We start from the raw sequence: 26,971 nt of genomic DNA on the forward strand, positions 1-26,971 counted from the left end.
TTTTATAATTAGGTGAAATATATGAATGACGTACTTGATGAAATTGACCGGGCGATCCTCACCTGCCTGACTCAGGATGCCAGAGTTTCGCTCAAGGTCCTGAGCGCGCGGGTGGGGCTGACCTCGCCGAGCACCGCCGAGCGGGTGAAGCGCCTGGAGGAGCGGGGTGTCATTCAGGGCTATGGGGCGCGGGTAAATCTCGCCGCGCTGGGCTATAGCCTGCAGGCGCTGGTGCGGGTCCGTCCGCTGCCTGGGCTGCTGCAGAAGGTGGATAAATATATCCAGGCGATGCCGGAATGTATTGAAAGTGACAAGGTGACCGGGGAAGATTGTTTTGTGATGCGTCTCGTGGTGCGCGATATTGCCCAGCTGGATACCCTGCTGGACGGTCTGGCGGAGTATGCGCAGTGTAACACCTCGGTGGTGAAAAGCTCGCCGGTAAAAAGGCGGTTGCCACCGCTGTGAGTTTTTCCGGAGGCGGTGCTGCGCACCTGTCCGGGCTACCAGACGGCACCACTTGTAGCCTCGCTAAGCGAAGCGCGAGCGATGAGACAGCAGGACCGGTCGCTGAGAGTACAACAGTGGTGGGGGAAGGATTACTCGGCGCTAAAGCGCCTCGCCTTCGGGCCATTGCCAGCGGCAACGTTCTCTCGCTTCGCTCGAGTCGAACCTTAGTCGAAGCTTCTCATCCTTCCCCGTGGGGCAGAATATAGCGTATCGCAGGTGGAATAAGCTGGGCAATACATGAAGAGATGGTGGTGGGGGAAGGATTACTCGGCGCTAAAGCGCCTCGCCCTTCGGGCCGTTGCCTGCGGCAACGTTCTCTCGCTTCGCTCGAGTCGAACCTTAGTCGAAGCTTCTCATCCTTCCCCATGGGGCAGAATATAGAATATCGTAGAGTAATTGGATTGAGGTGTTTTTTAAGAAGATGGTGGTGGGGGAAGGATTACTCGGCGCTAAAGCGCCTCGCCCTTCGGGCCGTTGCCTGTGGCAACGTTCTCTCGCTGGCGCTCGAGTCGAACCTTAGTCGAAGCTTCTCATCCTTCCCCATGGGGCAGAATATAGAATATCGTAGAGTAATTGGATTGAGGTGTTTTTTAAGAAGATGGTGGTGGGGGAAGGATTCGAACCTTCGAAGTCGATGACGGCAGATTTACAGTCTGCTCCCTTTGGCCGCTCGGGAACCCCACCAGGGGTAAAATCACATTGTAGGCTATTCAGCAAAATGAATGGTGGTGGGGGAAGGATAACTCGTCGCTATCTCTCCTCGCCCTTCGGGCCGTTGCCTGTGGCAACGTTCTCTCGCTGGCGCTCGAGTCGAACCTTAGTCGAAGGTTCTTACCCTTCCCGCTAAGTGCAAACATCGTTTACGCTTGTCGGGGAAACCATATCACTGTAGTGAATAATGGTGGTGGGGGAAGGATTCGAACCTTCGAAGTCGATGACGGCAGATTTACAGTCTGCTCCCTTTGGCCGCTCGGGAACCCCACCACGGGGTAATGCTTGGTACTGGCCTGCTTCCTTCTCGGGAAGCGGGGCGCATCATACCAAATGATGCGCCCCTGTAAAGCATTCGTTTGACAAAAATAAACTGGTTGCCTGATTTTTACACGTAACGCCGTAAAGCTAACCAATTCATTTCTCAGTCGATTAAAGAATAATCGTCCGGTTACCGTAAACGAAGACGCGCTGCGCCAGTACCTGATACAGCGCCCGGCTCAAGACGTTTTTTTCAACATCGCGCCCAGCGCGCATCATATCTTCTGCGGTATAAGTATGATCGACGTGAATCACGTCCTGCATGATGATCGGGCCTTCATCCAGATTGTCATTCACGTAGTGGGCGGTAGCGCCAATGATTTTCACGCCGCGCTCATAGGCCTGATGATAGGGACGGGCGCCGATAAACGCCGGCAAAAACGAATGGTGGATATTGATGATTTTGTTCGGGAAGCGGGCGACAAACTCTGGCGTCAGGACGCGCATATACTTGGCCAGCACCACGTAATCCGGTTCGTGGGCGGCGATAGCATCGCCCATCCGCTGATCGTGTTCTTCGCGGCTCAGTCCTTCATGGCTGACCAGCTCAAACGGAATACCAAAGCGCTCCACCAACGAGCGCAGGGTGTCATGGTTGCCGATAACCGCGGCAATATCGACATCCAGCCCGCCGTAGTTGGCTTTCATCAGCAGATCGCCCAGACAGTGCGCCTCTTTCGTCACCAGAATCACCACCCGGCGACGGCCTGCCGGATTTAGTTCGCGGATGGAGCCTTCAGGCAGGGCGCTGTCGAGATCGGCCAGCAGAGTAGCGTCGTTAAAAATGCCTTCCAGTTCGGTGCGCATAAAGAAACGACCGGTACGGTGGTCAACAAACTCATTGTTCTGCACAATGTTGAGTTCATGCTTGTAGCAGATATTGGTGATACGCGCGATGAGGCCTTTCTGATCAGGGCAAATAGTGCGTAGTACTTTACGTTGTAATGAATGCATCGCGAGGAAAATCCTGTAATGTTTGCAAGCGCTGCGCCAGCGTTACTGGCCGCAGCATTTTTTAAATTTTTTACCTGAGCCGCAGGGGCAGGGGTCGTTACGGCCAATCAGCGGTCGTGTCCCGTCGATATAGTACCACTGTCCATTTTCTTTTAAGAATCTGGAACGTTCAATAATGGCGCCAGGGCGGTTATTGTCATTAAAGCGGGCGACAAAGCTGACAAAACCTTCATTTGGAGCTCGCCCCTCATCACTGGCGAACAGGGTTAAGCCCAGCCATTCGGTCTGGGAAAACCCTTTCTCCAGCTCGGCGCGAAATTGCTGCGCCTGACAGGACGGGTGCCAGGTTTTGATTAGATAGTCAGCGTCTTTCATGACGAACGCGCTATAACGGGAGCGCATAAGCTGTGACGGGCCCGGCGCAAGCTCAGCGCCGGACAGATATCGCTGGCAACATGAGCTATACTCCAGTGCGCTGCCACAGGGGCATAATTGCGACAAAACTGCCTCCATGGAAGAAAGAGTAACGGCGCTTCTACGCCAAAGGGCATTATGTTAACTGAGCCGTGACAATGTTGCCACGCTCAGAGTGGAAGGATAGTTATTAGTACTAATGAGAAAGCTTAAAATTGGTCTGGCGCTAGGTGCGGGAGCCGCTCGCGGATGGTCGCACATTGGCGTCATCAACGCCCTCCAGCGGGCCGGTATTGAGATTGATATCGTAGCCGGTTGTTCTATCGGTTCGCTGGTAGGGGCGGCGTATGCCTGTAACCGACTCCCGGCACTCGAATCATGGGTCTGCTCATTCAGCAACTGGGATGTCCTGAAGCTGATGGATCTCTCCTGGCGCCGGGGGGGACTGCTGCGGGGGGAAAAGGTATTCAATCATTACCGCCGCATTATGCCCGTCACCGAGATTGAACGCTGCGAGCGCCGGTTTGCTGCTGTTGCCACCAATTTAAGCACCGGTAGGGAGCTGTGGTTTACCGAAGGCGATCTACATTTAGCCATTCGCGCCTCCTGTAGTATGCCGGGGTTAATGTCGCCAGTAAGGCATAATGGTTACTGGCTGGTCGATGGCGCGGTGGTCAATCCGGTTCCTGTGTCGCTCACCCGGGCAATGGGAGCGGATATTGTGATTGCCGTCGACCTGCAACATGATGCCCATCTTATGCAGCAGGATTTGTTCTCCCTTGAAACGCCGCGGCAGGAAGCGGAAGAGAAGGAGGGGCCATGGCATACTCGTCTGCGCGCTCGCTTGACGCGAATGAGTTCCCGCCGTACGGCCGTGACGCCGACGGCGATGGAGATCATGACCACCTCTATCCAGGTACTGGAAAACCGTCTTAAACGCAATCGTATGGCGGGTGACCCGCCGGATATCCTGTTGCAGCCATACTGTCCGCAAGTTTCGACGCTTGATTTTCATCGCGCCGGAGAGGCGATTGCCGCGGGGCAACTGGCGGTAGAAAAGAAAATGGATGAATTATTACCCTTAGTGCGTACAGCCGTTTGACGTACGAGTTACTGACTTAAGCAAATTCTGACAGGCGATAGTGAGAATAGCGTGCCACTATTGAATTATCGTCAGCCAGGGGAGATATCATGACGCAGCCATTGGCGGGAAAACAGATTCTGATAGTTGAAGACGAACCCGTTTTCCGCTCACTCTTGCATGGATGGCTGACCTCGCTGGGAGCAACAACCTTCCAGGCGGAAGATGGCAAGGATGCCCTGCATAAAATGACGGAGGTGCATCCGGACCTGATGATTTGCGACATTTCTATGCCGAGAATGAACGGTCTGGAGCTGGTGGAAACGCTGCGTAACCGCGGCGAACAGTTACCGATCCTGATGATCTCCGCCACCGAAAACATGGCGGATATAGCTAAAGCGTTGCGACTTGGCGTCCAGGACGTGCTGTTAAAGCCAGTAAAAGATTTCGATCGCCTGCGCGAGACCGTTTACGCCTGTCTCTATCCCGCGATGTTCAGTTCGCGCGTGGAAGAGGAAGAGCGTTTATTTGAGGACTGGGATGCGCTGGTCAGTAATCCCATCGCCGCTTCAAGACTATTGCAGGAATTACAGCCGCCGGTGCAACAGGAAATGTCGCACTGCCGCGTTCATTATCGACAACTGGTGTCGGCAGACAAGCCCGGTCTGGTACTCGATATCGCGCCGCTTTCGGAAAATGATTTGGCTTTCTATTGTCTGGATGTCACACGCGCAGGCGATAATGGCGTGTTGGCAGCATTATTGCTGCGCGCGTTGTTTAATGGTCTGCTGCAGGAGCAACTGGCGCACCAGGGACAACGGCTACCAGAAATGGGAAGTTTGTTAAAACAGGTGAATCAACTGCTGCGTCAGGCAAATCTTCCGGGCCAGTTCCCTCTGTTAGTAGGGTATTACCACAGCGGGCTGAAAAATTTAATTCTGGTGTCAGCGGGACTTAATGGCACGCTGAATACAGGGGAGCATCAAATTCAGATTAGTAATGGCGTTCCTTTGGGGACGCTGGGTGATGCTTATCTTAACCAAATTAGCCAACGCTGCACCTCGTGGCAGTGCCAAATTTGGGGGGCTGGCGGTCGTTTACGCTTAATGTTGTCTGCGGAATGAGCAATTGCGTTTATATCTAAGCAGACGGGATTACCTGTTGCCCTTTAGCGGTGGTAACATCGAGCAGTTTTATGCGTAAAAGTCCTAATTCGAGGCTATCGGCAGCTTTTCAGACCAGTAAATACGCGGTTGACTGATATACTCGACACGTTATTTGTAACGAGAAGTTTAAAAAACAAACAGTCCAGGAGATTTCAATGGCTGCCCTTAATTCTAAAGTCAGAAAAGCGGTTATCCCGGTTGCGGGATTAGGCACCAGGATGCTGCCGGCCACCAAAGCGATTCCAAAAGAAATGCTGCCGCTGGTAGATAAGCCGTTAATTCAGTACGTTGTTAATGAATGTATCGCTGCAGGAATTACTGAAATTGTTCTGGTAACGCACTCGTCGAAAAACTCTATCGAAAACCATTTCGATACCAGTTTTGAGCTGGAAGCGATGCTGGAAAAACGTGTAAAACGCCAGCTGCTGGAAGAAGTGCAGTCTATTTGCCCGCCGCACGTGACTATTATGCAAGTTCGTCAGGGCCTGGCGAAAGGTCTGGGTCACGCGGTGCTGTGCGCCCATCCGGTAGTGGGAGATGAGCCGGTCGCGGTTATTCTGCCAGACGTTATTCTGGATGAATATGAATCCGATCTGAGCCGCGATAACCTCGCTGAGATGATCTCTCGCTTCGATGAGACTGGCGCCAGCCAGATTATGGTTGAACCTGTCGAAGACGTAACCGCTTATGGCGTGGTTGACTGCAAAGGCGAATCCCTGAAGCCGGGCGAAAGCGTACCGATGGTGGGCGTGGTTGAGAAGCCAAAAGCTGACGTTGCGCCGTCCAACCTGGCGGTGGTGGGGCGTTATGTCCTCAGCGCTGATATCTGGCCGCTGCTGGCGAAAACCCCTCCGGGCGCTGGTGATGAAATTCAGCTGACTGACGCCATTGATATGCTGATCGAGAAAGAAACGGTTGAAGCTTATCATATGAAAGGCAAGAGCCATGACTGCGGTAATAAGCTTGGCTACATGCAGGCGTTTGTCGAATATGGTATTCGTCACAAAACGCTGGGCGACGATTTTAAAGCCTGGCTGGAAACGGCGGTAGCGAAGTAATCCGCCGCGCGGTTGAAAGCACAAACCGGGAGCGCATCTGCGACTCCCGGTTTTTTTATATCGGCCCTGAGGGCAAAAAAAATCCCGCCGCAGCGGGATTTTTTATAGCGATCAACGGAGATTAGATCAGGAAATCGTCCAGTGATTTACCTTGCTCATCCATTGCTTTTTTGATCACAGCCGGGGTACGGCCCTGACCGGTCCAGGTTTTGGTTTCACCATTTTCGTCAACATAGCTATATTTAGCCGGACGTGCAGCACGCTTGGTTTTGGTACCGGCTTTAACGGCAGCCATGGTGCTCAGCAGTTCATTCGGATCAATACCGTCAGCAATCAGCATTTCACGGTATTGCTGCAGCTTACGCGTACGCTCTTCAATTTCTGCCGCGGCAGCGTTTTCTTCTTCACGGCGCTCGTTAACGACGACTTCTAATTTTTCCAGCATTTCTTCGAGCGTTTCCAGGGTGCATTCTCTTGCCTGCGCACGAAGAGTACGGATGTTGTTCAAAATTTTAAGTGCTTCGCTCATTGTAGTAATCTCAAACTTATATTGTGGGGTGGTTTGTTGAACTAATAATAGAGCGATAAAATGCGTTGTGCAATAGGGGGGAATGTAAGGAATTCAAAATTACTGGTTATTTGTCGCGAGAATTAATTAATTTAAGTTAAAATTCCCGTGCCGCTTCACATCTTTCATCGCTTATAGCGATGAGGCGAAGGCAAGCTAAAACATTGAGACGGTATGCTTTTTGAGAGGTTCAGTGAGAGAAATGATCCTTTACATGGGTAAATAACCCTCGTCAGTATTAGCGCATTTTTGGTTACAAGGCTTAATATAAAACAACCGGCAGCCCTGCTTATAGCCCTTGGGCAACCGGTCTATAAGCACGAAAAGACAATGGTTACCGCGCCAGTAGCGTAACGGGGCGTACAAATAGTGGCCCTGAAAATTCAATTCATCTTCTTAATCCTTTCGGTTTGCAGGCCCTTCAGCTTCGCGACAATACCCCTGCTGAAAGCGCGGCTGTGCGCATAAAATATGGTACAATCGTCGCCGCGATAAAACACTTTGATTGGGGTCACGCAGCCGATGGCACAACTTTATTTCTACTACTCTGCAATGAATGCAGGTAAGTCGACCGCTCTGTTGCAATCTTCGTACAATTACCAGGAGCGGGGGATGCGTACCGTCGTTTATACCGCTGAGATTGATGACCGCTTTGGCGCCGGAAAAGTCAGTTCGCGTATCGGGCTCTCCTCGCCGGCCCGATTGTATAATCCACAGACCTCGTTATTTGACGATATTGCGGCGGAGCACCAGCTAAAGCCGATTCACTGCGTGCTGGTGGATGAAAGCCAGTTTCTGACGCGTGAACAGGTTCATGAGCTGTCCGAAGTTGTCGATACGCTGGATATTCCGGTGCTTTGCTATGGGTTGCGGACGGACTTTCGCGGTGAGCTCTTTACCGGCAGCCAGTATTTACTGGCCTGGTCAGATAAGCTGGTTGAGCTGAAAACGATCTGCTTCTGCGGCCGCAAGGCCAGCATGGTATTGCGCCTCGATCAGGAGGGGCGTCCTTATAATGAGGGTGAGCAGGTCGTCATCGGCGGTAATGAGCGGTACGTATCGGTCTGCCGTAAGCATTATAAAGAGGCGCTGAGCGTCGGTTCGTTAACCAAGGTACAAAACCAGCACCGTCCCTGCTGATACGCTCAGAAGCTCGTACAGGCGCCTGTGGGCGCCTTTTTAATGTCTGCTATAGGTTGGCGGAGCTGGCGATAAAGAATGGCTGATAGCGGGGATAAAAAAAGCCCCGTCAGGTGACGGGGCTTGTCGCGATGCTATCGCTGTTGGTTAAGCGGATTTTTTCGCTTTTTTCTCAGCCTTTACCGGAGCAACTTCGGCTTTCGCACCGGCTTCGCCTTCGACGAATTCGCGGCCGTAGTAGGTATCCAGCAGGATCTGTTTCAGTTCGGAGATCAGCGGGTAGCGCGGGTTAGCGCCGGTGCACTGGTCATCGAATGCATCTTCAGACAGTTTATCAACGTGGGCCAGGAAGTCAGCTTCCTGAACGCCAGCTTCGCGGATAGATTTCGGAATACCCAGCTCAGCTTTAATGCTTTCCAGCCATGCCAGCAGTTTCTCGATTTTCGCTGCGGTGCGGTCGCCTGGTGCGGAGAGGCCCAGGTGATCGGCGATTTCAGCGTAACGACGACGAGCCTGCGGACGGTCGTACTGGCTGAACGCGGTCTGCTTGGTCGGGTTGTCATTCGCGTTATAGCGGATAACGTTGCAGATCAGCAGGGCGTTGGCCAGACCGTGCGGAATATGGAACTGGGAACCCAGTTTGTGCGCCATCGAGTGACACACGCCGAGGAAGGCGTTAGCGAACGCGATACCGGCGATAGTCGCGGCACTGTGTACGCGCTCACGGGCAACCGGGTTCTTGGAACCTTCGTGATAGGAAGCCGGCAGGTACTCTTTCAGCAGTTTCAGCGCCTGCAGCGCCTGGCCGTCAGAGAACTCAGAAGCCAGTACGGAAACGTAAGCTTCCAGGGCGTGAGTCACCGCATCCAGACCACCGAACGCACACAGCGATTTCGGCATATCCATCACCAGGTTGGCATCGACAATGGCCATATCCGGGGTCAGCGCGTAGTCTGCCAGCGGGTATTTCTGACCGGTCGCGTCATCGGTCACCACGGCGAACGGCGTCACTTCAGAACCGGTACCGGAAGTGGTAGTGATCGCCACCATCTTGGCTTTGACTCCCATTTTCGGGAACTTGTAGATACGTTTACGGATATCCATAAAGCGCAGCGCCAGTTCTTCGAAGTGGGTTTCCGGATGTTCGTACATGACCCACATGATTTTCGCCGCATCCATCGGGGAACCGCCGCCCAGGGCGATGATCACGTCTGGTTTAAAGGAGTTCGCCAGGTCGGCACCTTTACGTACGATGGTCAGCGTCGGGTCAGCTTCAACTTCGAAGAAGACTTCCGTCTCAACACCCGCAGCTTTCAGTACGGAAGTGATCTGATCGGCATAGCCGTTGTTGAACAGGAAGCGGTCAGTCACGATCAGCGCGCGTTTGTGACCATCGGTAATCACTTCATCCAGTGCGATTGGCAGGGAGCCACGACGGAAGTAGATAGATTTCGGAAGTTTGTGCCACAACATGTTTTCAGCTCGCTTAGCAACGGTTTTCTTGTTGATCAGGTGTTTCGGACCAACGTTTTCAGAGATGGAGTTACCACCCCAGGAACCACAACCCAGAGTCAGGGAAGGCGCGAGTTTGAAGTTGTACAGGTCACCGATACCACCCTGAGAAGCCGGGGTGTTGATCAGGATACGCGCGGTTTTCATCATTTGGCCGAAGTAAGCCACGCGAGCCGGCTGGTTGTCCTGGTCGGTGTACAGGCAAGAGGTGTGGCCGATACCGCCCATGGCGACCAGTTTTTCTGCTTTGGCTACCGCGTCTTCGAAATCTTTTGCACGGTACATAGCCAGCGTCGGAGACAGTTTTTCGTGAGCAAACGGCTCGCTCTCGTCAACGTTGGTCACTTCACCAATCAGAATTTTGGTGGTGGCCGGCACGGTGAAGCCTGCCAGTTCAGCGATTTTGGCCGCTGGCTGACCAACGATAGCCGCGTTCAGCGCGCCATTTTTCAGGATAATGTCCTGAACGGCTTTCAGCTCTTTACCCTGCAGCAGATAGCCGCCGTGGCTGGCGAAACGTTCGCGAACCGCGTCATAGACTGAATCAACCACCACAACGGACTGCTCAGAAGCACAGATCACGCCGTTATCGAAGGTTTTAGACATCAGTACGGACGCTACGGCACGTTTGATGTCGGCGGTTTCATCAATGACTACCGGGGTGTTACCGGCGCCGACGCCGATAGCAGGTTTACCGGAGCTGTATGCTGCTTTCACCATGCCTGGACCACCGGTCGCCAGGATCAGGTTGATGTCCGGGTGATGCATCAGCGCGTTAGACAGTTCTACAGACGGCTGATCGATCCAGCCAATCAGGTCCTTCGGCGCGCCGGCCGCGATGGCAGCCTGCAGCACGATATCAGCCGCTTTGTTGGTGGCTTCTTTTGCACGCGGGTGCGGAGAGAAAATGATGGCGTTACGCGTTTTCAGACTGATGAGCGATTTGAAAATGGCTGTTGAAGTCGGGTTAGTGGTCGGTACGATACCGCAGATGATGCCGATAGGCTCAGCAATAGTGATGGTGCCAAAGGTGTCGTCTTCTGACAGAACGCCACAGGTTTTTTCGTCTTTATAGGCGTTGTAAATGTATTCGGAAGCGAAGTGGTTTTTGATCACTTTGTCTTCAACGATACCCATGCCGGATTCGGCTACGGCCATTTTGGCGAGAGGGATTCGAGCATCTGCAGCGGCCAGAGCGGCGGCGCGGAAGATTTTGTCGACTTGTTCTTGAGTGAAACTGGCATATTCACGCTGGGCTTTCTTGACACGCTCAACAAGCGCGTTCAGTTCAGCGATATTAGTAACAGCCATAATGCTCTCCTGATAATGTTAAACTTTTTTAGTAAATCAGTCGCTCGATTCGACATTATAGACAGGCCGTTAACAGCTTGCATGTAAATGTTTATGTAGAAAAATCAGGGCGCTGTTTCACCGATTTACTAAAAAAGCTTTATCTCTTTCGCTTTCAGGTACTGCTGCCTTCCACTCTGTTGGTGTCATCAAGATTACTCACTTCTGAGTACAAATTACGTGATTTAGATCAAGTATTGTCGCTGCTGATACCTTTCAGCTGGCTGCTTTTTGACCGGTTCGATCAAGTGTGATGGGAGGGTTTTGAAATTAAAAAAACGATTAGCATTAAATATACAAATGGCTAACATTCGATACATATCACCGGGTTATGCATATTTATAATGAATATTGCAGGTAAAAAGCGTATGTTTCGCGCAGTTATTTTATGCTGTTAACAGTCAACCGCCAATTTTGATGATGCTGCGGAGCCCAATGTGACTCAATCACTGTTCGATTTTTCTGCATATTTCAAGTTTTTCATCGGCTTATTTGCCCTGGTTAACCCGGTTGGCATTATTCCGGTATTCATCAGTATGACCAGCTATCAGCCGGCTGCGGTGCGTAATAAGACCAACCTCACCGCCAACCTGTCGGTGGCGATCATCCTCCTGACGTCGCTGTTCCTCGGCGATGGCATTCTGCAGATTTTCGGTATCTCCATTGACTCCTTCCGTATCGCCGGCGGCATCCTGGTGGTGACCATCGCGATGTCGATGATCAGCGGTAAGCTCGGCGAAGATAAGCAGAACAAGCAGGAAAAGTCGGAGACGGCGGTCCGGGAGAGCATCGGCGTCGTTCCTCTCGCGCTACCATTAATGGCCGGGCCAGGGGCAATCAGTTCAACTATCGTCTGGGGGACCCGGTACCACTCCTGGGTGCATCTGGTCGGGTTCTCACTGGCGATAGCGGTATTTGCCCTCTGCTGCTGGGGGATTTTCCGTATGGCGCCGTGGCTGGTCCGTTTGCTGGGGCAGACGGGAATCAACGTCATCACCCGTATTATGGGCCTGTTGCTGATGGCCCTCGGCATTGAGTTTATTGTGACCGGGATTAAAGCGCTTTTCCCAGGGCTGCTGAGTTAGTTCGTCGCCAGCAGGCGGGGAGTCTCGCTTCACGCCTGCGCGATTATTAGCAAAACCTATTAGCCAGCGCGGAGCTGGCGGTAGGAATAATATTTTGCGATATCGCTATTAATTTCATGTTTTTCATTAAGATATGAAATATTTCTCTTAACATTCTCCTCACGCCTCCCCCTCCTGTGATGTTATTTTCTTCACATCATTCTCTGGTACTTGCTGTCGGATCATCGAAATGATATTAGTAATTTTAACAAGGCGGCAGATGAATGTGCTAAAAAGTAATCTATTGTTAAATTTTTGTACAAAAAACCATCTTGTGGTCGCTGCTCAGTATGCTGGCTGATGAAATTATCGTAATGCTCTGATAAATAATAATATTTTTACATCGACGTTTTATGGCAAACGCTTGTCACGCTGGCAAAACCGGCAATAAAAGAGAATTCGGTAACATATTTGCAAATTGCATTGGCGGAGGTGTTTACCTTTTGGTACTTTCCGCCGTTATCGTCTGCTGAATTATGTACGCAAATGAGCATTATTTTTAATTAACTCATTTCGCCAGAACGACCCTCCAGCGAGGGCAACGAATCGACGTTAAGACTGCCGTTCGAGCGGTCGTAATAAATAAGTCGGTGATAGCAATCTGCCAATCGCAAACTCCTGCGTTGGACAGAACCCGAAAACGGGAAAAACAGGCTGGTTAAAAAACCAGTAATTATAATGACTGGAGTTACAACACAATGACCATCATCACTAAAAAGCGTTTAATCGCCGCGGGAGTGCTATCCGCACTGATCGCCGGCAATATGGCAATGGCAGCGGATGTCCCGGCTGGTGTGCAGCTGGCAGAGAAGCAAACCCTGGTACGTAATAGCGGCGCCGAGCCGCAATCGCTGGACCCAAATAAAATCGAAGGGGTGCCAGAGGCCAATATTAGCCGCGACCTGTTCGAAGGTTTGCTGAATACTTCGCCGAAAGATGGCCACCCGATCCCTGGCGTGGCGGAGAGCTGGGATAATAAAGATTTTAAAGTCTGGACCTTCCATCTGCGTAAAGATGCAAAATGGTCTAACGGCGAGCCGGTTACCGCCCAGGACTTCGTATACAGCTGGCAGCGTCTGGTGGATCCGAAAACCGCGTCTCCTTATGCCAGCTATCCGCAATATGGTCATATCGTTAACGTCGACGAAATCATTGACGGCAAGAAAGCGCCGAGCGAGCTGGGCGTAAAAGCCATTGACGACCACACGCTGGAAGTCACCCTCAGCGAACCGGTACCCTATTTTTATAAACTGCTGGTTAACCCGGCGATGTCTCCCGTCTACAAACCGGCCATCGAAAAATTTGGCGAAAAGTGGACGCAGCCTGGCAATATCGTTACCAACGGCGCGTATACTCTGAAAGACTGGGTGGTCAACGAGCGGATCGTGATGGAGCGTAACCCGCACTATTGGGATAATGCTAAAACCGTCATTAACACCGTTACCTGGCTGCCGACCTCTTCCGAAGTGACCTATGTTAACCGCTACCGCAGCGGTGAACTGGACATGACTTATAACCAGCTGCCGATCGAACTCTTCCAGAAGCTGAAAAAAGAGATCCCCAACGAGCTGCACGTTGACCCCTATCTGTGTACCTATTATTACGAAATCAACAACCAGAAGGCCCCGTTCACCGACGTGCGCGTGCGTACCGCGCTGAAGCTGGGTCTGGATCGCGATATTATTGCTAATAAGGTGAAAGGACAGGGCGATCTGCCGGCCTACGGCTACACCCCACCGTATACCGATGGCGCGAAGCTGAGCGAGCCGGAATGGTTTACCTGGTCGCAGGAAAAACGCAACGAAGAAGCGAAGAAACTGCTGGCCGAAGCCGGCTATAGCGCCGATAAACCGTTGACCTTCAACCTGCTGTATAACACCTCTGATTTGCACAAGAAGCTGGCGATTGCCGCCGCCTCGCTGTGGCGTAAAAACCTGGGCATTGACGTGAAGCTGGTCAACCAGGAGTGGAAAACGTTCCTCGATACCCGTCATCAGGGCACCTATGACGTGGCGCGTGCGGGCTGGTGCGCCGACTATAACGAGCCAACCTCTTTCCTGAACACCATGCTCTCTGACAGTTCAATGAACACCGCGCACTATAAGAGCCCGGCGTTCGACAAGATTATGGCTGAATCCGTAAAAGCATCCGATGAAGCGCAGCGCACGGCGGCCTATGCGAAAGCAGAGCAGCAGCTGGACAAAGACAGCGCGATCGTACCGGTCTATTACTACGTTAACGCCCGCCTGGTGAAACCATGGGTCGGTGGCTATACCGGTAAAGACCCGATGGATAACGTCTATACCAAAGACCTCTACGTTATCAAACATTAATGGCAATACGTGGAGCGGGTCTCGGCTCGCTCCATCGTGTCTTATTTGAGAGCAGTGCAAAGGCACACGCCAGAAGGTACGGGCAATGTTAAAATTTATCTTACGTCGCTGTCTGGAAGCGATTCCGACGCTATTTATTCTTATCACCATCTCATTCTTCATGATGCGTCTGGCGCCGGGAAGTCCTTTTACCGGGGAACGCACGCTACCGCCGGAAGTCATGGCGAATATTGAAGCAAAATACCATTTAAACGACCCTATCATGACGCAGTACTTCAATTATCTGAAGCAGCTGGCGCATGGCGATTTTGGTCCCTCTTTTAAATACAAAGATTATTCCGTCAACGATCTGGTGGCCGCCAGCTTCCCGGTTTCAGCGAAACTGGGCTTCGCCGCCTTTTTACTGGCGGTGGTGATCGGCGTTGCCGCCGGGGTGATAGCCGCCCTGAAGCAAAATACCCGCTGGGACTACGCGGTGATGGGGGTAGCCATGACCGGCGTGGTTATTCCGAGCTTTGTGGTCGCGCCGCTGCTGGTGATGATCTTTGCCATTACCCTGCACTGGCTGCCGGGCGGCGGCTGGAACGGCGGGGCGCTGAAATTTATGATCCTGCCGATGGTGGCGCTTTCCCTGGCCTATATCGCCAGCATCGCGCGTATCACCCGCGGCTCAATGATTGAAGTGCTGCACTCTAACTTTATCCGCACCGCGCGGGCGAAGGGGCTGCCGATGCGTCGCATTATTCTGCGCCATGCGCTGAAGCCGGCGCTGCTGCCGGTGCTCTCCTATATGGGGCCAGCTTTCGTGGGCATTATCACCGGCTCAATGGTCATTGAAACCATTTACGGCCTGCCGGGGATCGGCCAGCTGTTCGTTAACGGGGCGCTTAACCGCGACTACTCGCTGGTGCTCAGCCTGACGATCCTCGTTGGCGCCCTGACTATCCTGTTCAACGCCATCGTTGACGTGCTGTACGCCGTTATCGATCCGAAGATTCGCTACTGAAGCCGGAGTTCGCCATGATGTTAAGTAAGAAAAATAGCGAGGCGCTGGAAAACTTCAGTGAGAAGCTGGAAGTGGAGGGGCGTAGCCTCTGGCAGGATGCGCGTCGTCGCTTTATGCATAACCGCGCCGCGGTGACCAGCCTGATTATGCTGGTGCTTATTGCGCTGTTCGTTACCTTCGCGCCGATGGTGTCGTCGTTCTCCTACTTCGATACCGACTGGGGCATGATGTCCAATGCTCCGGATATGGCCTCCGGCCACTACTTCGGAACCGACTCCTCCGGGCGCGATCTGCTGGTGCGCGTAGCGATCGGCGGGCGCATTTCGCTGATGGTCGGGGTGGCGGCGGCGCTGGTGGCGGTGATCCTCGGCACGCTGTACGGTTCGCTCTCCGGTTATCTCGGCGGCAAAGTGGATTCGGTGATGATGCGTCTGCTGGAGATCCTCAACTCCTTCCCGTTTATGTTCTTCGTCATCCTGCTGGTGACCTTTTTTGGTCAGAATATCCTGCTGATCTTTGTCGCCATCGGTATGGTGTCCTGGCTGGATATGGCGCGTATCGTGCGCGGGCAGACGCTGAGCCTGAAGCGCAAAGAGTTTATCGAAGCCGCGCAGGTCGGCGGGGTCTCGACGGCGAGCATCGTTCTGCGCCATATCGTCCCCAACGTGCTGGGGGTGGTGGTGGTGTATGCCTCGCTGCTGGTCCCCAGCATGATCCTCTTCGAATCCTTCCTCAGTTTCCTGGGACTGGGGACGCAGGAGCCGCTCAGCAGCTGGGGGGCATTGCTCAGCGATGGCGCCAACTCAATGGAAGTTTCGCCCTGGCTACTGTTGTTCCCGGCGGGTTTCCTGGTGGTGACCCTGTTCTGTTTCAACTTTATCGGCGATGGTCTGCGTGATGCCCTCGACCCGAAAGACCGCTAAGGAGCGCTGCCATGACCATGATTGAAACGGCAAAAGCGCCGCAAGCGCAGAGCCACAGCGGGCTACTGCTGGACGTGAAAGATCTTCGCGTCACCTTTAAAACGCCGGATGGCGACGTCACCGCCGTCAATGATCTGAACTTCACCCTGCAGGCGGGCGAGACGCTCGGCATTGTGGGCGAATCCGGCTCCGGTAAATCGCAAACCGCCTTCGCCCTGATGGGACTGCTGGCGGCCAACGGTCGCATCGGGGGTTCCGCCACCTTTAACGGTCGGCAAATCCTCAATTTGCCCGAGCGTGAGCTGAACAAACTGCGCGCTGAACAAATCTCAATGATTTTCCAGGATCCGATGACCTCTCTTAACCCCTATATGCGGGTGGGCGAGCAGTTAATGGAAGTCCTGATGCTGCATAAAGGGCTGAGTAAAGCCGAAGCGTTTGAAGAGTCGGTGAAGATGCTCGACGCGGTAAAAATGCCGGAAGCGCGTAAGCGCATGAAAATGTTCCCGCACGAGTTCTCCGGGGGCATGCGTCAGCGCGTGATGATTGCCATGGCGCTGCTGTGCCGGCCCCGGCTGCTGATTGCGGATGAACCGACCACTGCCCTGGACGTTACCGTGCAGGCGCAGATCATGACGCTGTTGAATGAGCTTAAACGCGAATTCAACACGGCCATTATCATGATCACCCACGACCTTGGGGTGGTGGCAGGTATCTGCGATAAAGTGCTGGTGATGTACGCCGGGCGCACCATGGAGTACGGTCAGGCGCGCGATGTCTTCTATCAACCGTCGCACCCATACTCTATTGGGCTGTTGAATGCGGTTCCACGTCTGGATGCGGAAGGCGATGCGTTGTTGACCATTCCCGGCAACCCACCGAACCTGCTGCGATTGCCGAAAGGCTGTCCATTCCAGCCGCGTTGCCCGCATGCCATGGAGCAGTGCAGCAGCGCGCCGCCGCTGGAATCGTTCGCGCCAGGCTGCCTGCGCGCCTGCTTTAAACCGGTGGGGGATCTGCTATGAACGCCGTAACTGAACAACGAAAAGTCCTGCTCGAAATTGCCGACCTGAAGGTGCACTTCGATATCAAAGATGGCAAGCAGTGGTTCTGGCAGCCGTCGAAAACGCTGAAAGCGGTGGATGGCGTGACGCTGCGCCTTTACGAGGGTGAAACCCTCGGTGTGGTAGGGGAGTCGGGCTGCGGCAAATCGACCTTCGCCCGCGCCATTATTGGTCTGGTGAAAGCGACCGATGGCAAAGTGGCCTGGCTGGGTAAAGATCTGCTGGGCATGAAGCAGGAAGAGTGGCGCGACGTGCGCAGCGATATCCAGATGATCTTCCAGGATCCGCTGGCCTCGCTGAACCCGCGCATGACCATCGGAGAAATTATCGCCGAACCGCTGCGTACCTATCATCCGAAGATGCCCCGTCAGGAAGTGCGCGATCGCGTCAAAGCGATGATGATGAAAGTTGGATTGCTGCCCAACCTGATCAACCGCTATCCGCACGAGTTCTCCGGCGGTCAGTGTCAGCGTATCGGCATCGCGCGGGCGCTGATCCTTGAGCCAAAGCTGATTATCTGCGATGAGCCGGTCTCCGCGCTTGACGTGTCGATTCAGGCGCAGGTCGTCAACCTGCTGCAGCAACTGCAGCGTGAGATGGGGCTATCGCTGATATTTATCGCTCACGATCTGGCGGTGGTTAAGCATATCTCCGATCGGGTTCTGGTAATGTATCTGGGCCATGCGGTGGAGCTGGGGACCTACGACGAGGTGTACCATAATCCGCTGCATCCCTATACCAAAGCGCTGATGTCGGCGGTGCCGATCCCCGATCCTGATCTCGAGAAAACGAAAACTATCCAACTGCTGGAAGGCGAATTACCCTCGCCGATTAATCCGCCCTCAGGCTGCGTATTCCGCACCCGCTGTCCGCTTGCCGGACCGGAGTGCGCCAAAACCCGCCCGGTGCTGGAAGGCAGTTTCCGCCATGCGGTTTCCTGCCTTAAGGTAGACCCGTTATAATCTCAGGGGCTGACGCAGGTCAGCCCTTTTTTTTTGCGAGGTTAACGAAGTGGGTATGCTTTCTGCCGCTCGTCTGCGGCTTTATCATTTACTTTTCGATCAGAACCGACGTTCCGGCCGCCGCTTTGAAGGGCTGTGCGGACTTTTCGCCCTGCTCAGCGTACTGGTGATATTTATCGAGTCGGGACTGGGCACGCAATATCACCTGACATTAGATGAATGGCATATTTTCGTCTGGCTGGAGCTGCTGGTGACCGCGGTCTTTACCCTGGAATACCTGCTGCGTATCGCTACCTGGCCCAATCCGCTCCACTATATTTTCAGCTTTTGGGGGCTGATTGACCTGGCGACGATTTTACCGCTGTATGTGATGTGGCTATGGCCGGAAATTAGCCTCAATTATGTATTCGCCTGGCGGGCAATGCGGGCGATCCGCGCGCTGCGTATTCTCAAACTACTGCGCTTTATGCCTTCGCTCAACGTGTTCTGGCGAGCGATTGTCAGCGCGCGCCATCAGCTGATCCTGTTTTATTCGTTTATCGCCATTGTGATGGTGATTTTCGGCTCGTTAATGTATCTGATTGAGGGGCCGGAATACGGCTTTACCACGCTTAACGCCTCGGTCTATTGGGCCATCGTGACCATCACCACCGTCGGCTACGGAGACATCACGCCGCACACGCCGTTGGGTCGCATCCTGGCCTCCATTCTTATCCTGATCGGCTACTCCATTATTGCCATACCGACCGGACTTATCACCACGCATATGACCAGCGCCCTGAATCGTCGACGACAGCAGCGCCTGTGTCCGCAGTGTCAGCAGGGCGACCATGACGATAACGCCCGTTTCTGCCATGCCTGCGGTCATGCCTTGCCGAAGTAAGCTGGCGACGTAAAAAAAGCCTGCCGGGAGAACCGCGGCAGGCTTTTTACTGGATGTTAAAGGTTATTCACGCCACAGAATATGGCACAGCTTATGATCTTTCTCGCGGCACAGCAGAACGCGGGCGAAGATATCATTGATTTCCCCGCCGTCGGTATCCGCCAGACCAATCACCACTTCGGCGAAGAAATCCGGGTTGAGATCGTAATCCACATGCTCTTCCCAGTCTGCCGAAGGGTCGAACAGTTCGGCGCCGCCGCGCTCCTCAAACTGCAGGTTAAACAGAATGATGTCCGCCGGGTCGAGATTGTCGGCCGCCAGTTCGAGGAAGATATCGTAAGCCTGCTCGAGCGTTTCGTCTTCGGTCAGGCGGTTGTTTAAATCCATATCCATGATTGCTACTCATTCGGTATCTGATGGGCACGTTTTACAGCAACGGGCTGAAGAAGTAAAACAGTCGCTCGGCGATCCGCTGCCACAGCGGACGTTTTAACCAGAGACGGGCATCCAGCAGGCGCGAGCGCGAGATATAATCATCCTGAACCGCCGCCAGATCGCTGCCGAAACCGGCGTCATCGATGACCAGGGTAATCTCGAAGTTGAGCCACAGGCTGCGCATATCCAGGTTGACGGTCCCCACGAGACTTAGCTCGCCATCGACCAGCACGCTCTTGGTATGCAACAGTCCGCCCTCAAACTGATAGATTTTGACCCCGGCCGCCAGCAGCTCGGTGAAGAAGGCCCGGCTGGCCCAGCCTACCAGCAGCGAATCGTTCTTGCGCGGTAAAATAATGCTCACGTCAACGCCGCGCTGGGCGGCGGTACAGATCGCATGCAGCAGGTCGTCGCTGGGTACGAAGTAGGGGGTGGTCATGATCAGATGCTCTTTCGCCGCATAGGCGGCGGTGAGGAGAGCCTGATGAATCAGATCTTCCGGAAAGCCCGGTCCGGAGGCGATCGTGTGAATAGTATGTCCGCTGGCCTCTTCGAACGGCATGATATTGACGTCCGGGGGCGGCGGCAGAATGCGCTTGCCGGTCTCTATTTCCCAGTCGCAGGAGTAGACGATGCCCATCGAGGTCGCCACCGGGCCTTCCATTCGCGCCATCAGATCAATCCACTGTCCGACTCCTGAGTCCTGTTTAAAGTAGCGCGGATCGACCATATTCATGCTGCCGGTGTAGGCGATATAGTTATCGATCATCACCATTTTACGATGCTGACGCAGGTCCATCCGGCGCAGGAATACGCGCATCAGGTTAACCTTAAGAGCTTCGACGACTTCAATACCGGCGTTACGCATCATCGCCGCCCATGGGCTGCGGAAAAAGGCCACGCTGCCCGCGGAGTCAAGCATTAGCCGACAGTGAACCCCGCGGCGAGCGGCGGCCATCAGCGATTCAGCGACGCTGTCGGCCATGCCGCCGGGCTGCCAGATATAAAAGACCATCTCTATGTTGTGACGGGCCAGCTGAATATCGCGGATCAGGGCCTGCATCACGTCGTCAGATTCCGTCAGCAGCTGTAGCTGGTTGCCTTTTACGCCGCCAATGCCCTGACGCCGTTCGCACAGCTTGAACAGGGATTCGGCCACCGGGCTGTTATCTTCCGCGAAGATATGTTTGCAGGCTTTGAGGTCGTTTAACCACTTGGCCGTCGAGGGCCACATCGCCCTGGCGCGCTCGGCCCGACGCTTGCCGAGATGCAGCTCGCCAAAGGAGAGATAGGCGATGATCCCCACCAGCGGCAGGATATAAATGATCAGCAACCATGCCATGGCGGACGGGACAGCGCGGCGTTTCATTAGAATTCGTAATGTTACACCGGCGATCAACAGCCAGTACCCCAGAATGACCAGCCAGTTCACCACCGTGTAAAAGGTTGTCATAGATGTAAAATCCTTTTGAATGACGATATGTGATGAGTTTACGCATCAGTATTTTTCTGGCAAATAAAAACGCAGCGAAAGCGGTAGTCAGTTGCTGGCAGAGGTTTATAATGGGGGCTGTTTTCACTCGTAGAGTCGTTGCAATGAAGCGTAGTAGAACGGAAGTAGGGCGCTGGCGCATGCTGAGACAGGTGAATCGCCGTAAAGCGCGCTGGCTGGAAGCCCAATCGCGCCGCAATATGCGGATCCTCGCTATCAGGAAGGGGCTGGTGAAACGGCAGCGTCATGCCCTGCTGTTTATCTTCCCTGACAGCTAAGCGAGCAGGCAAACGGCACCGTACGCGGTGCCGTTGTCGTTTTTCTCTCTGCGCTAAATTCCCGTTGCTCATCGCCATAGGGCAATGATGGTTTTTCATGCTGCGATGCGACGACAAAACAGAGCTCCCGCCTCAGTGAAAGAGAGATGCTACGCCTGGCTTGTAATGACGGACGACAAGATCCAGAGCCAAGTCGTTTGCGGCGCGACAGGAATTAACCGTCAGATAGCATTTATTGCCGCTCAGGGTTTATTGCCGCTCAGGAAGGGCATGGCGTTGTTAAATGCTTAATGATATGACCGGCCAGCTGCGGTAACCAGGCGGGAGCTGAGGGAATGAGAAAACAGACTCAGACAGGCAAGGGGGTTATTAAGCGGTCCAGCGCGTTGAAGCTAAATGAACCGACCGATCCTGACCATGAATAATCTGAGCCTGTTATATTATTCAGAGAGGCCATGCAATAAGCATCCTGAATAAAACGCAATCGTTGCGCCAGCTTTTACTTATTTTGCATAGGCTTCCGTGGATAACGTGATGGTGACGTTATCACTTACCGCCGGCACATATTTATCAAGCTTAAAGTCTGAACGTTTTATCACCCCGGTGGCATCAAATCCAATGGCCTCTTTTTTCACCATTGGGTGCATATCCTGCTTATTCAGGACGGCATGCAGGACCACCGGTTTGGTGATGCCTTTAATGGTCAAATTACCTTCCACATCATATTTATTGTCGCCTTTGCTTTCCACTTTGGTACTCTGGAAAGTGGCGTCGGGAAACGTTTTAACATCAAAATACTCTTTGCCTAAAAACTCATCCGTTAACGCCTTGACGTGAGCGTCAATGGTTTTCACTGGCAGCGTGACGTTCACCGAGGATTTCTCCGGATTCTCTTTATCAAAGGCCAGTTTCCCTGAAACATCAGAGATATAGGCGGTAGGGTTTGAGAAGCCGAAATGGTTCCAGGAGATCACAACCGAGGTATGCTGTGGATCAAGACTGTATTCCTTAGCCGCGGCTTGCGACACAGGAATATATAAGGCAAGTACAGAAAGCAATGCGGTTTTTTTCAGGGTATTCACACAATAATCCTCAAAATCGGCAGGTACATAAATGTTAGCCCAAAAAAATACAGGGCTTATTGAAAACATTTGTTATTCCCTTTCAAATTTTTTAATCAAGCAGTGATGCCCCTACTATCACTCTGCGTGAAGTTTACGCAACGAAATTAATAGGCTTTAAAAATGATGCTCAGCAACTTAACGCTGGCAGCGTAGTTAATATCCCTTTATGCCTGCCAGGTAAACCTTTGTCTACAGGGGGGTTATTTCCACGTGCTTTCAAGCGGCTACGGTCCTGAATATAGCAAGATGGGCTACGTTCGGTTCCGCGGCATCCGCAGTGGATGCCCAATAATATTTTTTTCGGGCTTTCATGTCTGTCGTTAAGCAACTATCTTTCAGTTATTTTTTTTCATTCTATTGCACTGTAGATTTATAGGGCTATATCAGGATGTGCTGACATTAAATGCAAGCGCTAAATAACAACGCGATCCTCCCTAACAGCCTTACACAAGGTATTAGTAATTCACTATCACGCGCGGCGTCGATGTTTTGTCAGCATTTTCCATTGCCGAAAAAAGCGAGGCGATGGTCGATGATGGGGTAGCAGGAGAAAGTGCGTGCTCATCTTCCAGGCTTCTCAGGCGGATAACAGTCAACGCTTTCGCGAGGTTAAAAAGGGCGACACTTCAATGTCGTGTACCAAAATGCGCCCTTCATTCTGATGACCTGGGTGTTTTTGTGGTTAGCCAGAAAAAGGAAAGGGTATTTTCAAAAAACCTTCTTATACGGCTTAACTGAGACCTGGCGGTAAACCCCGGCGGCGATATACGGATCGTCATTAGCCCAGGCCTGGGCCGCTTCCAGCGATTCAAACTCGGCAATCACCGTTGAGCCGCTGAATCCTGCTGCGCCCGGTTCGTTACTGTCAACGGCCGGCATTGGCCCGGCGGTAAGCAGTCGGCCTTCATCGTGTAAGAGTTGTAAACGCGCGAGATGCGCGGGGCGAACCGACAGCCGCTTTTCCAGAGAATCGGCGATATCTTCAGCGTAGATAACGTAAAGCACGGCAAAGCTCCTTATCAATAATCAGGCGAATTACGTTAAGTTAAACAGCGATGGACTGCAATGCAAAGATGCGCTCTGGAGTGGAAAGCACTGCCGACGCAGCTTTTTTCTGCAAATGGCGGCAAAAATTGACTCAGGTTAAGACGCCTTATTGAATATGATTGCTATTTGCATTTAAAATCGGAGCATCATTTTTCAACAGAAACGACTATGAGCGCAATGACCCTTGATTTACCTCGCCGCTTTCCGTGGCCAACGCTGCTGTCCGTGGCTATCCACGGTGCCGTTGTGGCGGGGCTGCTTTATACCTCGGTACATCAGGTTATTGAACAGCCTTCTCCGACGCAGCCGATAGAGATCACAATGGTGGCGCCGGCCGATCTTGAGCCGCCTCCGGCGGCGCAGCCTGTCGTGGAGCCCGTTGTTGAACCCGAACCTGAGCCGGAGCCAGAGGTAGCGCCTGAACCGCCGAAAGAGGCGCCGGTGGTGATCCATAAACCGGAACCTAAGCCGAAGCCCAAACCTAAACCCAAGCCTAAGCCGGAGAAAAAGGTTGAACAGCCGAAGCGGGAAGTGAAGCCGGCAGCAGAGCCGCGTCCGGCCTCGCCGTTTGAAAACAACAATACGGCGCCGGCGCGTACAGCGCCAAGTACCTCGACCGCAGCGGCTAAACCCACCGTTACTGCTCCGAGCGGCCCGCGGGCGATCAGCCGCGTTCAGCCGTCCTATCCGCCGCGCGCTCAGGCGCTGCGCATTGAAGGGACGGTACGGGTGAAGTTTGACGTTTCGCCTGATGGCCGCATTGATAATCTGCAGATCCTCTCTGCTCAGCCGGCGAATATGTTCGAACGCGAGGTGAAAAGCGCGATGCGCAGATGGCGTTATGAGCAGGGAAGACCGGGTACCGGCGTAACGATGACCATCAAATTCCGCCTGAACGGCGTCGAGATTAACTGATAAAACGCTGCGGCGGACCGGCAAGGTCCGCCGTGAAGCTTGTTTAACGCATTTTCTCCATCAATACATCATCCAGCGCCTGCTGGGCCGTTACCAGGTGCTGGCCGCCAAACAAAATCGCTCTGTTCAGCAGAGTATAAAGCTGATAAATCGGCTGACGATCGAGAAAACCCGACGGCAGAGGCGAAACGGACTGATAGCCGTCATAGATTTGCGGGGGCTGTTCCGGATGCATCGGCAGCATGGCTAAATCGCACTCGCGGTCGCCCCAGTAGCAGGCGGGATCGAATATATAGGGGCCATCCGGCCCTAAAGCGCAGTTGCCGGACCACAGATCCCCGTGCAACAGCAAAGGCTGCGGCTGATGGTTGGCCAGTCGCTGCTGTACCATATCGACTAAGGTATCGATATCGCCAAAGTGCAATCCCTTCTCCGCCGCGAGCTCCAGCTGCCAGCCGATACGCTGCTCGGCAAAAAAAACCGACCAGCGACGCTGCCAGGCGTTGGGCTGCGGCGTGGTGGAAAGATCGTTATCAAAATCCAGACCGAACTGCGGCTGATCGCTCCACTGATGGAGGTGGGCTAGCTGCTGGCCAAGCAGAAACGCATTGTGCGCATCCAGCGGACGGGGAGGGAGGTACTCCATGACCACGAAGCTATAGTCGCGATCGCTGCCGACGGCAAAGACCTGCGGTACGCGAACGGTTTTGCTTCGCGACAGCAGCTCCAGCTGATCGGACTCGGCGGTGAAGATAGGCAGAAGTTCCCGTTCGTCGCATTTCACGAAGTAATCTTTCCCGCCGAAGCGTAAATGCCAGGCGGAATGGATCTCTCCACCGGGCAGCTCGGTTTTCAGTTCGATTTCAGCGTCTTCGGTATGCCAATCGCGTAAAAGAGTACTGATTGCTTGCCACATGCTGTCTCTCCCCATGTTTTCCACCATATCATAAGGTTAGCGCATTACTACCGGGTAAACCTGGAACTGACGCACAACTGACGCTTTCCGTTGCGCTAAACGCACTTATTGAGCTTTTAACCACTCGGCGAATGTGGCCACAGCGATTTCCGCCGGGCGGCCAAGGGCCGCTTCCGCCAGGCCGGCGCTGAGGGCCTTAACTTCCTCGGCCGTCTGGCCGCTCAGCAGGCCGAAGGTGTTGGTACCCAGCTCATGGGGCGAGCCCTCTTCATCATTGAGCGTCAGTACAAACCCGGCACGGGTAAAATGGTTGCTGACCTCATTGATCTCCGTCAGCGCCTGTTCATGGAAGGTCACGCTGACGACCCAGGCGGTAATCTCATTACTCATCTCTACACCCCGTTGTTATGCATGGCCTTTCCAGCATAGACCATCCTGCTTATATTGTGATTCCCCTCCGCCGGCGCGGAGGGGGCAGGGAAGATCAACGCCCGCAGAGATAATCATAGATTTTTTGCGTATTGGCCCGCGAGCAGAGGCGGGTGCCCTGGTTGATGGTCGCGGCGCTACCGGCGGCGACGCCAAAGCGTACCATGTCTTCAAGGCTGGCGTTTTCCGCCAGACGCAAGGTCATGGCGCCCACCATGCTGTCGCCAGCGCCGACGGTGCTCTGGCTTTTCATCGGTGGCGGCACTACCTGAACGCTGCCGCTGGCGTCCACGCCTAATGCCCCCTGCGGACCCAGGGAGACCACCACCCGGCGCACTTTACCGGACTGGATCAACGACTGAGCGGCAAGGCGCACGTCATCGGGTTGGCTGAGATCGCGCTGCACGAGGGCGCTAAGCTCTTTCTGGTTCGGTTTCACCAGCTCAATATTGCCGACGTCCAGCGCGGCGGCCAGCGCATCGCCGGAACTGTCAATGATGCAGCGCAGTCCCTGCTGTTGCGCATTTTTCACCAGCTGCATCAGGTTATCGACGCTAATACCTGGCGGCAGGCTGCCGCTGACCACCAGCAGAGAGCCGGGTTCGATAGTCAGAACCTTCTCTTCCAGACGGCGGAATTCATCGTCCGTCAGTGCCGCGCCGGGCATAACGAAGCGATACTGTTCGCCGCTGGCGGCCACGTGGACGTGCAGGTTTTGCCGCGTCCAGTCGCGGGTTTCGACGGTCTCGACCGGCACCTGCTCATCGGCCAGCAGGGCGGCAAGATGCTCGCCGGTAGCGCCACCGACCGGGAAAATGGCGGTGGCTTTGCCGCCGAGAAAGGTCACGGCGCGGGCCACGTTGATCCCGCCGCCGCCAGGTTCAAATACCGGCGCGCTGCAGCGAAGTTTGCCTTCCGGGTAGATCTGTGGGGTTTGCGTGGCGCTATCCAGCGAGGGGGCCAGCGTGAGCGTGTAAATTTTGGTCATTCCTTCTCCTCCTTAATACGGCGACTGTCGTTAATTTAAGCATGGCACGATGACTCGGGGAGGGAAAGTCCAGTTCCTGACAGTTTTGCAAAGATGCCTCTATTTTCATTATGAAATAAAGATTGTTTCCGGAGCTGTCTTATTCAAAAAACGAAAGAGTAAGTGATTGCTATGTTATTCGTGCTTTTTTATAATTTGCTACCTTTCTTAGGACCTGCACTCCGCGATCCTCGCGAAAGTTTCCGGGACCCTCAGGTCTCTTTTATGTTG

At 53.6% G+C, this 26,971-nt stretch carries 28 protein-coding genes, 2 tRNA genes and 4 other RNA genes; 15 read left to right on the forward strand and 19 right to left on the reverse strand.

The window, feature by feature from the left end:
- Positions 1-21: 21 nt before the first annotated feature.
- Positions 22-465 (forward strand): Lrp/AsnC family transcriptional regulator, encoded by a 444-nt coding sequence (locus tag KB892_RS09390; RefSeq protein WP_004152249.1) that lies wholly within the window; start codon positions 22-24, stop codon positions 463-465.
- 114 nt (positions 466-579) lie between these two features.
- Here the strand turns inward: KB892_RS09390 and KB892_RS09395 are convergent.
- From KB892_RS09395 to KB892_RS09430, 8 genes are all read right to left on the reverse strand, one after another.
- Positions 580-710: non-coding RNA, RtT sRNA (locus KB892_RS09395), on the reverse strand.
- A gap of 43 nt (positions 711-753) precedes the next feature.
- Positions 754-885, reverse strand: a non-coding RNA gene (locus tag KB892_RS09400) — RtT sRNA.
- A gap of 44 nt (positions 886-929) precedes the next feature.
- Positions 930-1,062, reverse strand: a non-coding RNA gene (locus tag KB892_RS09405) — RtT sRNA.
- Between the two features lie 44 nt (positions 1,063-1,106).
- A tRNA-Tyr gene (locus KB892_RS09410) sits at positions 1,107-1,191 on the reverse strand.
- A 39-nt stretch (positions 1,192-1,230) separates the two neighbouring features.
- A non-coding RNA gene (locus KB892_RS09415) (RtT sRNA) lies at positions 1,231-1,363 on the reverse strand.
- Positions 1,364-1,406: 43 nt separating this feature from the next.
- Positions 1,407-1,491 (reverse strand) — tRNA-Tyr (locus tag KB892_RS09420).
- 159 nt (positions 1,492-1,650) lie between these two features.
- Positions 1,651-2,493 carry a formyltetrahydrofolate deformylase gene (gene purU / locus KB892_RS09425; RefSeq protein WP_004151854.1) on the reverse strand — a complete coding sequence of 281 codons (843 nt, stop codon included), beginning with the start codon at positions 2,491-2,493 and terminating at the stop codon, positions 1,651-1,653.
- A gap of 42 nt (positions 2,494-2,535) precedes the next feature.
- Positions 2,536-2,994, reverse strand: a complete 459-nt coding sequence (locus KB892_RS09430) for a YchJ family protein (RefSeq protein ID WP_002910109.1) — start codon at positions 2,992-2,994, stop codon at positions 2,536-2,538.
- Positions 2,995-3,106: 112 nt separating this feature from the next.
- Here KB892_RS09430 and rssA point away from each other — a divergent pair, with 112 nt between their 5' ends.
- From rssA to galU, 3 genes are all read left to right on the forward strand, one after another.
- Entirely contained in the window at positions 3,107-4,009 is a 903-nt protein-coding gene (gene rssA / locus KB892_RS09435) for a patatin-like phospholipase RssA (RefSeq protein WP_002910108.1), read from the forward strand.
- 89 nt (positions 4,010-4,098) lie between these two features.
- Positions 4,099-5,112 (forward strand): two-component system response regulator RssB, encoded by a 1,014-nt coding sequence (rssB, locus tag KB892_RS09440; protein ID WP_004175574.1) that lies wholly within the window; start codon positions 4,099-4,101, stop codon positions 5,110-5,112.
- Positions 5,113-5,309: 197 nt separating this feature from the next.
- Entirely contained in the window at positions 5,310-6,212 is a 903-nt protein-coding gene (galU, locus tag KB892_RS09445; protein ID WP_002910105.1) for a UTP--glucose-1-phosphate uridylyltransferase GalU, read from the forward strand.
- A 121-nt stretch (positions 6,213-6,333) separates the two neighbouring features.
- On the opposite strand, the gene hns is transcribed toward galU, so the two are convergent.
- Together hns and KB892_RS09455 are read right to left on the reverse strand one after the other, a co-directional pair.
- A complete protein-coding gene (gene hns, locus KB892_RS09450) occupies positions 6,334-6,741 on the reverse strand; it encodes a histone-like nucleoid-structuring protein H-NS (RefSeq protein WP_002910103.1) in 408 nt (135 codons plus the stop codon).
- A gap of 422 nt (positions 6,742-7,163) precedes the next feature.
- On the reverse strand, positions 7,164-7,295 hold the full coding sequence (locus KB892_RS09455; RefSeq protein WP_004145401.1) for a hypothetical protein: 132 nt from the start codon (positions 7,293-7,295) through the stop codon (positions 7,164-7,166).
- A 7-nt stretch (positions 7,296-7,302) separates the two neighbouring features.
- On the opposite strand from KB892_RS09455, the gene tdk reads away from it, so the two are divergent.
- Complete coding sequence (gene tdk / locus KB892_RS09460; RefSeq protein WP_002910100.1) at positions 7,303-7,920, forward strand: thymidine kinase; 618 nt, start codon at positions 7,303-7,305, stop codon at positions 7,918-7,920.
- A 147-nt stretch (positions 7,921-8,067) separates the two neighbouring features.
- Here tdk and adhE read toward each other — a convergent pair whose 3' ends face one another.
- Positions 8,068-10,743 (reverse strand): bifunctional acetaldehyde-CoA/alcohol dehydrogenase, encoded by a 2,676-nt coding sequence (adhE, locus tag KB892_RS09465; protein WP_002910097.1) that lies wholly within the window; start codon positions 10,741-10,743, stop codon positions 8,068-8,070.
- A gap of 77 nt (positions 10,744-10,820) precedes the next feature.
- Between adhE and KB892_RS09470 the strand changes: the two genes are divergently transcribed.
- The 8 genes from KB892_RS09470 (at position 10,821) to KB892_RS09505 (ending at position 19,077) form a co-directional block, all read left to right on the forward strand.
- The gene (locus KB892_RS09470) at positions 10,821-11,036 is read left to right on the forward strand and encodes a hypothetical protein (RefSeq protein WP_004145398.1); all 216 of its coding nucleotides are present in this window, start codon (positions 10,821-10,823) and stop codon (positions 11,034-11,036) included.
- A gap of 183 nt (positions 11,037-11,219) precedes the next feature.
- Positions 11,220-11,867, forward strand: a complete 648-nt coding sequence (locus tag KB892_RS09475) for a YchE family NAAT transporter (protein ID WP_002910095.1) — start codon at positions 11,220-11,222, stop codon at positions 11,865-11,867.
- A 737-nt stretch (positions 11,868-12,604) separates the two neighbouring features.
- Positions 12,605-14,239, forward strand: a complete 1,635-nt coding sequence (gene oppA / locus KB892_RS09480) for an oligopeptide ABC transporter substrate-binding protein OppA (RefSeq protein WP_004148754.1) — start codon at positions 12,605-12,607, stop codon at positions 14,237-14,239.
- Between the two features lie 85 nt (positions 14,240-14,324).
- Positions 14,325-15,245, forward strand: coding sequence for an oligopeptide ABC transporter permease OppB (oppB, locus tag KB892_RS09485; protein ID WP_002910089.1), 921 nt, complete (start codon positions 14,325-14,327; stop codon positions 15,243-15,245).
- A 14-nt stretch (positions 15,246-15,259) separates the two neighbouring features.
- Complete coding sequence (oppC, locus tag KB892_RS09490; protein WP_004145396.1) at positions 15,260-16,168, forward strand: oligopeptide ABC transporter permease OppC; 909 nt, start codon at positions 15,260-15,262, stop codon at positions 16,166-16,168.
- 11 nt (positions 16,169-16,179) lie between these two features.
- The gene (locus KB892_RS09495) at positions 16,180-17,193 is read left to right on the forward strand and encodes an ABC transporter ATP-binding protein (protein WP_004200274.1); all 1,014 of its coding nucleotides are present in this window, start codon (positions 16,180-16,182) and stop codon (positions 17,191-17,193) included.
- Positions 17,190-18,194, forward strand: a complete 1,005-nt coding sequence (oppF, locus tag KB892_RS09500) for a murein tripeptide/oligopeptide ABC transporter ATP-binding protein OppF (RefSeq protein ID WP_002910083.1) — start codon at positions 17,190-17,192, stop codon at positions 18,192-18,194. The genes KB892_RS09495 and oppF overlap by 4 nt, the downstream gene beginning before the upstream one ends.
- A gap of 55 nt (positions 18,195-18,249) precedes the next feature.
- Positions 18,250-19,077, forward strand: a complete 828-nt coding sequence (locus KB892_RS09505; RefSeq protein ID WP_002910080.1) for an ion transporter — start codon at positions 18,250-18,252, stop codon at positions 19,075-19,077.
- A gap of 63 nt (positions 19,078-19,140) precedes the next feature.
- On the opposite strand, the gene KB892_RS09510 is transcribed toward KB892_RS09505, so the two are convergent.
- Together KB892_RS09510 and cls are read right to left on the reverse strand one after the other, a co-directional pair.
- Positions 19,141-19,470 carry an HI1450 family dsDNA-mimic protein gene (locus tag KB892_RS09510; RefSeq protein WP_002910079.1) on the reverse strand — a complete coding sequence of 110 codons (330 nt, stop codon included), beginning with the start codon at positions 19,468-19,470 and terminating at the stop codon, positions 19,141-19,143.
- 34 nt (positions 19,471-19,504) lie between these two features.
- A complete protein-coding gene (gene cls / locus KB892_RS09515; RefSeq protein ID WP_002910077.1) occupies positions 19,505-20,965 on the reverse strand; it encodes a cardiolipin synthase in 1,461 nt (486 codons plus the stop codon).
- Positions 20,966-21,108: 143 nt separating this feature from the next.
- Between cls and KB892_RS09520 the strand changes: the two genes are divergently transcribed.
- Positions 21,109-21,282 carry a YciY family protein gene (locus KB892_RS09520; protein WP_004194006.1) on the forward strand — a complete coding sequence of 58 codons (174 nt, stop codon included), beginning with the start codon at positions 21,109-21,111 and terminating at the stop codon, positions 21,280-21,282.
- A gap of 503 nt (positions 21,283-21,785) precedes the next feature.
- On the opposite strand, the gene KB892_RS09525 is transcribed toward KB892_RS09520, so the two are convergent.
- The 3 genes from KB892_RS09525 to KB892_RS09535 all read right to left on the reverse strand — a co-directional run bounded on the left by KB892_RS09525 (position 21,786) and on the right by KB892_RS09535 (position 23,411).
- The gene (locus tag KB892_RS09525) at positions 21,786-22,433 is read right to left on the reverse strand and encodes a YceI family protein (RefSeq protein WP_004148751.1); all 648 of its coding nucleotides are present in this window, start codon (positions 22,431-22,433) and stop codon (positions 21,786-21,788) included.
- Between the two features lie 428 nt (positions 22,434-22,861).
- Positions 22,862-23,002, reverse strand: a complete 141-nt coding sequence (locus tag KB892_RS09530) for a hypothetical protein (RefSeq protein WP_014343182.1) — start codon at positions 23,000-23,002, stop codon at positions 22,862-22,864.
- Between the two features lie 112 nt (positions 23,003-23,114).
- Positions 23,115-23,411 carry a YciI family protein gene (locus tag KB892_RS09535; RefSeq protein WP_002910042.1) on the reverse strand — a complete coding sequence of 99 codons (297 nt, stop codon included), beginning with the start codon at positions 23,409-23,411 and terminating at the stop codon, positions 23,115-23,117.
- A gap of 210 nt (positions 23,412-23,621) precedes the next feature.
- Here KB892_RS09535 and tonB point away from each other — a divergent pair, with 210 nt between their 5' ends.
- Entirely contained in the window at positions 23,622-24,368 is a 747-nt protein-coding gene (tonB, locus tag KB892_RS09540; protein ID WP_004200270.1) for a TonB system transport protein TonB, read from the forward strand.
- Between the two features lie 43 nt (positions 24,369-24,411).
- On the opposite strand, the gene KB892_RS09545 is transcribed toward tonB, so the two are convergent.
- From KB892_RS09545 to pfkB, 3 genes are all read right to left on the reverse strand, one after another.
- On the reverse strand, positions 24,412-25,284 hold the full coding sequence (locus KB892_RS09545; protein WP_062955035.1) for a fructosamine kinase family protein: 873 nt from the start codon (positions 25,282-25,284) through the stop codon (positions 24,412-24,414).
- A 105-nt stretch (positions 25,285-25,389) separates the two neighbouring features.
- Positions 25,390-25,674, reverse strand: a complete 285-nt coding sequence (gene ghoS / locus KB892_RS09550; RefSeq protein ID WP_004200268.1) for a type V toxin-antitoxin system endoribonuclease antitoxin GhoS — start codon at positions 25,672-25,674, stop codon at positions 25,390-25,392.
- Between the two features lie 94 nt (positions 25,675-25,768).
- The gene (pfkB, locus tag KB892_RS09555) at positions 25,769-26,701 is read right to left on the reverse strand and encodes a 6-phosphofructokinase II (protein ID WP_004145382.1); all 933 of its coding nucleotides are present in this window, start codon (positions 26,699-26,701) and stop codon (positions 25,769-25,771) included.
- Between the last annotated feature and the right edge of the window lie 270 nt (positions 26,702-26,971).

The sequence above is a fragment of the Klebsiella sp. P1927 genome, from assembly GCF_018204675.1.
In the GTDB taxonomy this organism is placed as follows: domain Bacteria; phylum Pseudomonadota; class Gammaproteobacteria; order Enterobacterales; family Enterobacteriaceae; genus Klebsiella; species Klebsiella pneumoniae.

What these genes read in the sequence shown, in the direction of transcription:
- KB892_RS09390 (WP_004152249.1), top strand. Translation starts at nt 22, where the DNA reads ATGAATGACGTACTTGATGAAATTGACCGGGCGATCCTCACCTGCCTG.
- purU (WP_004151854.1), bottom strand. Translation starts at nt 2,493, where the DNA reads ATGCATTCATTACAACGTAAAGTACTACGCACTATTTGCCCTGATCAG.
- rssA (WP_002910108.1), top strand. Translation starts at nt 3,107, where the DNA reads ATGAGAAAGCTTAAAATTGGTCTGGCGCTAGGTGCGGGAGCCGCTCGC.
- rssB (WP_004175574.1), top strand. Translation starts at nt 4,099, where the DNA reads ATGACGCAGCCATTGGCGGGAAAACAGATTCTGATAGTTGAAGACGAA.
- galU (WP_002910105.1), top strand. Translation starts at nt 5,310, where the DNA reads ATGGCTGCCCTTAATTCTAAAGTCAGAAAAGCGGTTATCCCGGTTGCG.
- hns (WP_002910103.1), bottom strand. Translation starts at nt 6,741, where the DNA reads ATGAGCGAAGCACTTAAAATTTTGAACAACATCCGTACTCTTCGTGCG.
- tdk (WP_002910100.1), top strand. Translation starts at nt 7,303, where the DNA reads ATGGCACAACTTTATTTCTACTACTCTGCAATGAATGCAGGTAAGTCG.
- adhE (WP_002910097.1), bottom strand. Translation starts at nt 10,743, where the DNA reads ATGGCTGTTACTAATATCGCTGAACTGAACGCGCTTGTTGAGCGTGTC.
- oppA (WP_004148754.1), top strand. Translation starts at nt 12,605, where the DNA reads ATGACCATCATCACTAAAAAGCGTTTAATCGCCGCGGGAGTGCTATCC.
- oppB (WP_002910089.1), top strand. Translation starts at nt 14,325, where the DNA reads ATGTTAAAATTTATCTTACGTCGCTGTCTGGAAGCGATTCCGACGCTA.
- oppC (WP_004145396.1), top strand. Translation starts at nt 15,260, where the DNA reads ATGATGTTAAGTAAGAAAAATAGCGAGGCGCTGGAAAACTTCAGTGAG.
- KB892_RS09495 (WP_004200274.1), top strand. Translation starts at nt 16,180, where the DNA reads ATGACCATGATTGAAACGGCAAAAGCGCCGCAAGCGCAGAGCCACAGC.
- oppF (WP_002910083.1), top strand. Translation starts at nt 17,190, where the DNA reads ATGAACGCCGTAACTGAACAACGAAAAGTCCTGCTCGAAATTGCCGAC.
- KB892_RS09505 (WP_002910080.1), top strand. Translation starts at nt 18,250, where the DNA reads ATGCTTTCTGCCGCTCGTCTGCGGCTTTATCATTTACTTTTCGATCAG.
- KB892_RS09510 (WP_002910079.1), bottom strand. Translation starts at nt 19,470, where the DNA reads ATGGATATGGATTTAAACAACCGCCTGACCGAAGACGAAACGCTCGAG.
- cls (WP_002910077.1), bottom strand. Translation starts at nt 20,965, where the DNA reads ATGACAACCTTTTACACGGTGGTGAACTGGCTGGTCATTCTGGGGTAC.
- KB892_RS09520 (WP_004194006.1), top strand. Translation starts at nt 21,109, where the DNA reads ATGAAGCGTAGTAGAACGGAAGTAGGGCGCTGGCGCATGCTGAGACAG.
- KB892_RS09525 (WP_004148751.1), bottom strand. Translation starts at nt 22,433, where the DNA reads ATGTTTTCAATAAGCCCTGTATTTTTTTGGGCTAACATTTATGTACCT.
- tonB (WP_004200270.1), top strand. Translation starts at nt 23,622, where the DNA reads ATGAGCGCAATGACCCTTGATTTACCTCGCCGCTTTCCGTGGCCAACG.
- KB892_RS09545 (WP_062955035.1), bottom strand. Translation starts at nt 25,284, where the DNA reads ATGTGGCAAGCAATCAGTACTCTTTTACGCGATTGGCATACCGAAGAC.
- ghoS (WP_004200268.1), bottom strand. Translation starts at nt 25,674, where the DNA reads ATGAGTAATGAGATTACCGCCTGGGTCGTCAGCGTGACCTTCCATGAA.
- pfkB (WP_004145382.1), bottom strand. Translation starts at nt 26,701, where the DNA reads ATGACCAAAATTTACACGCTCACGCTGGCCCCCTCGCTGGATAGCGCC.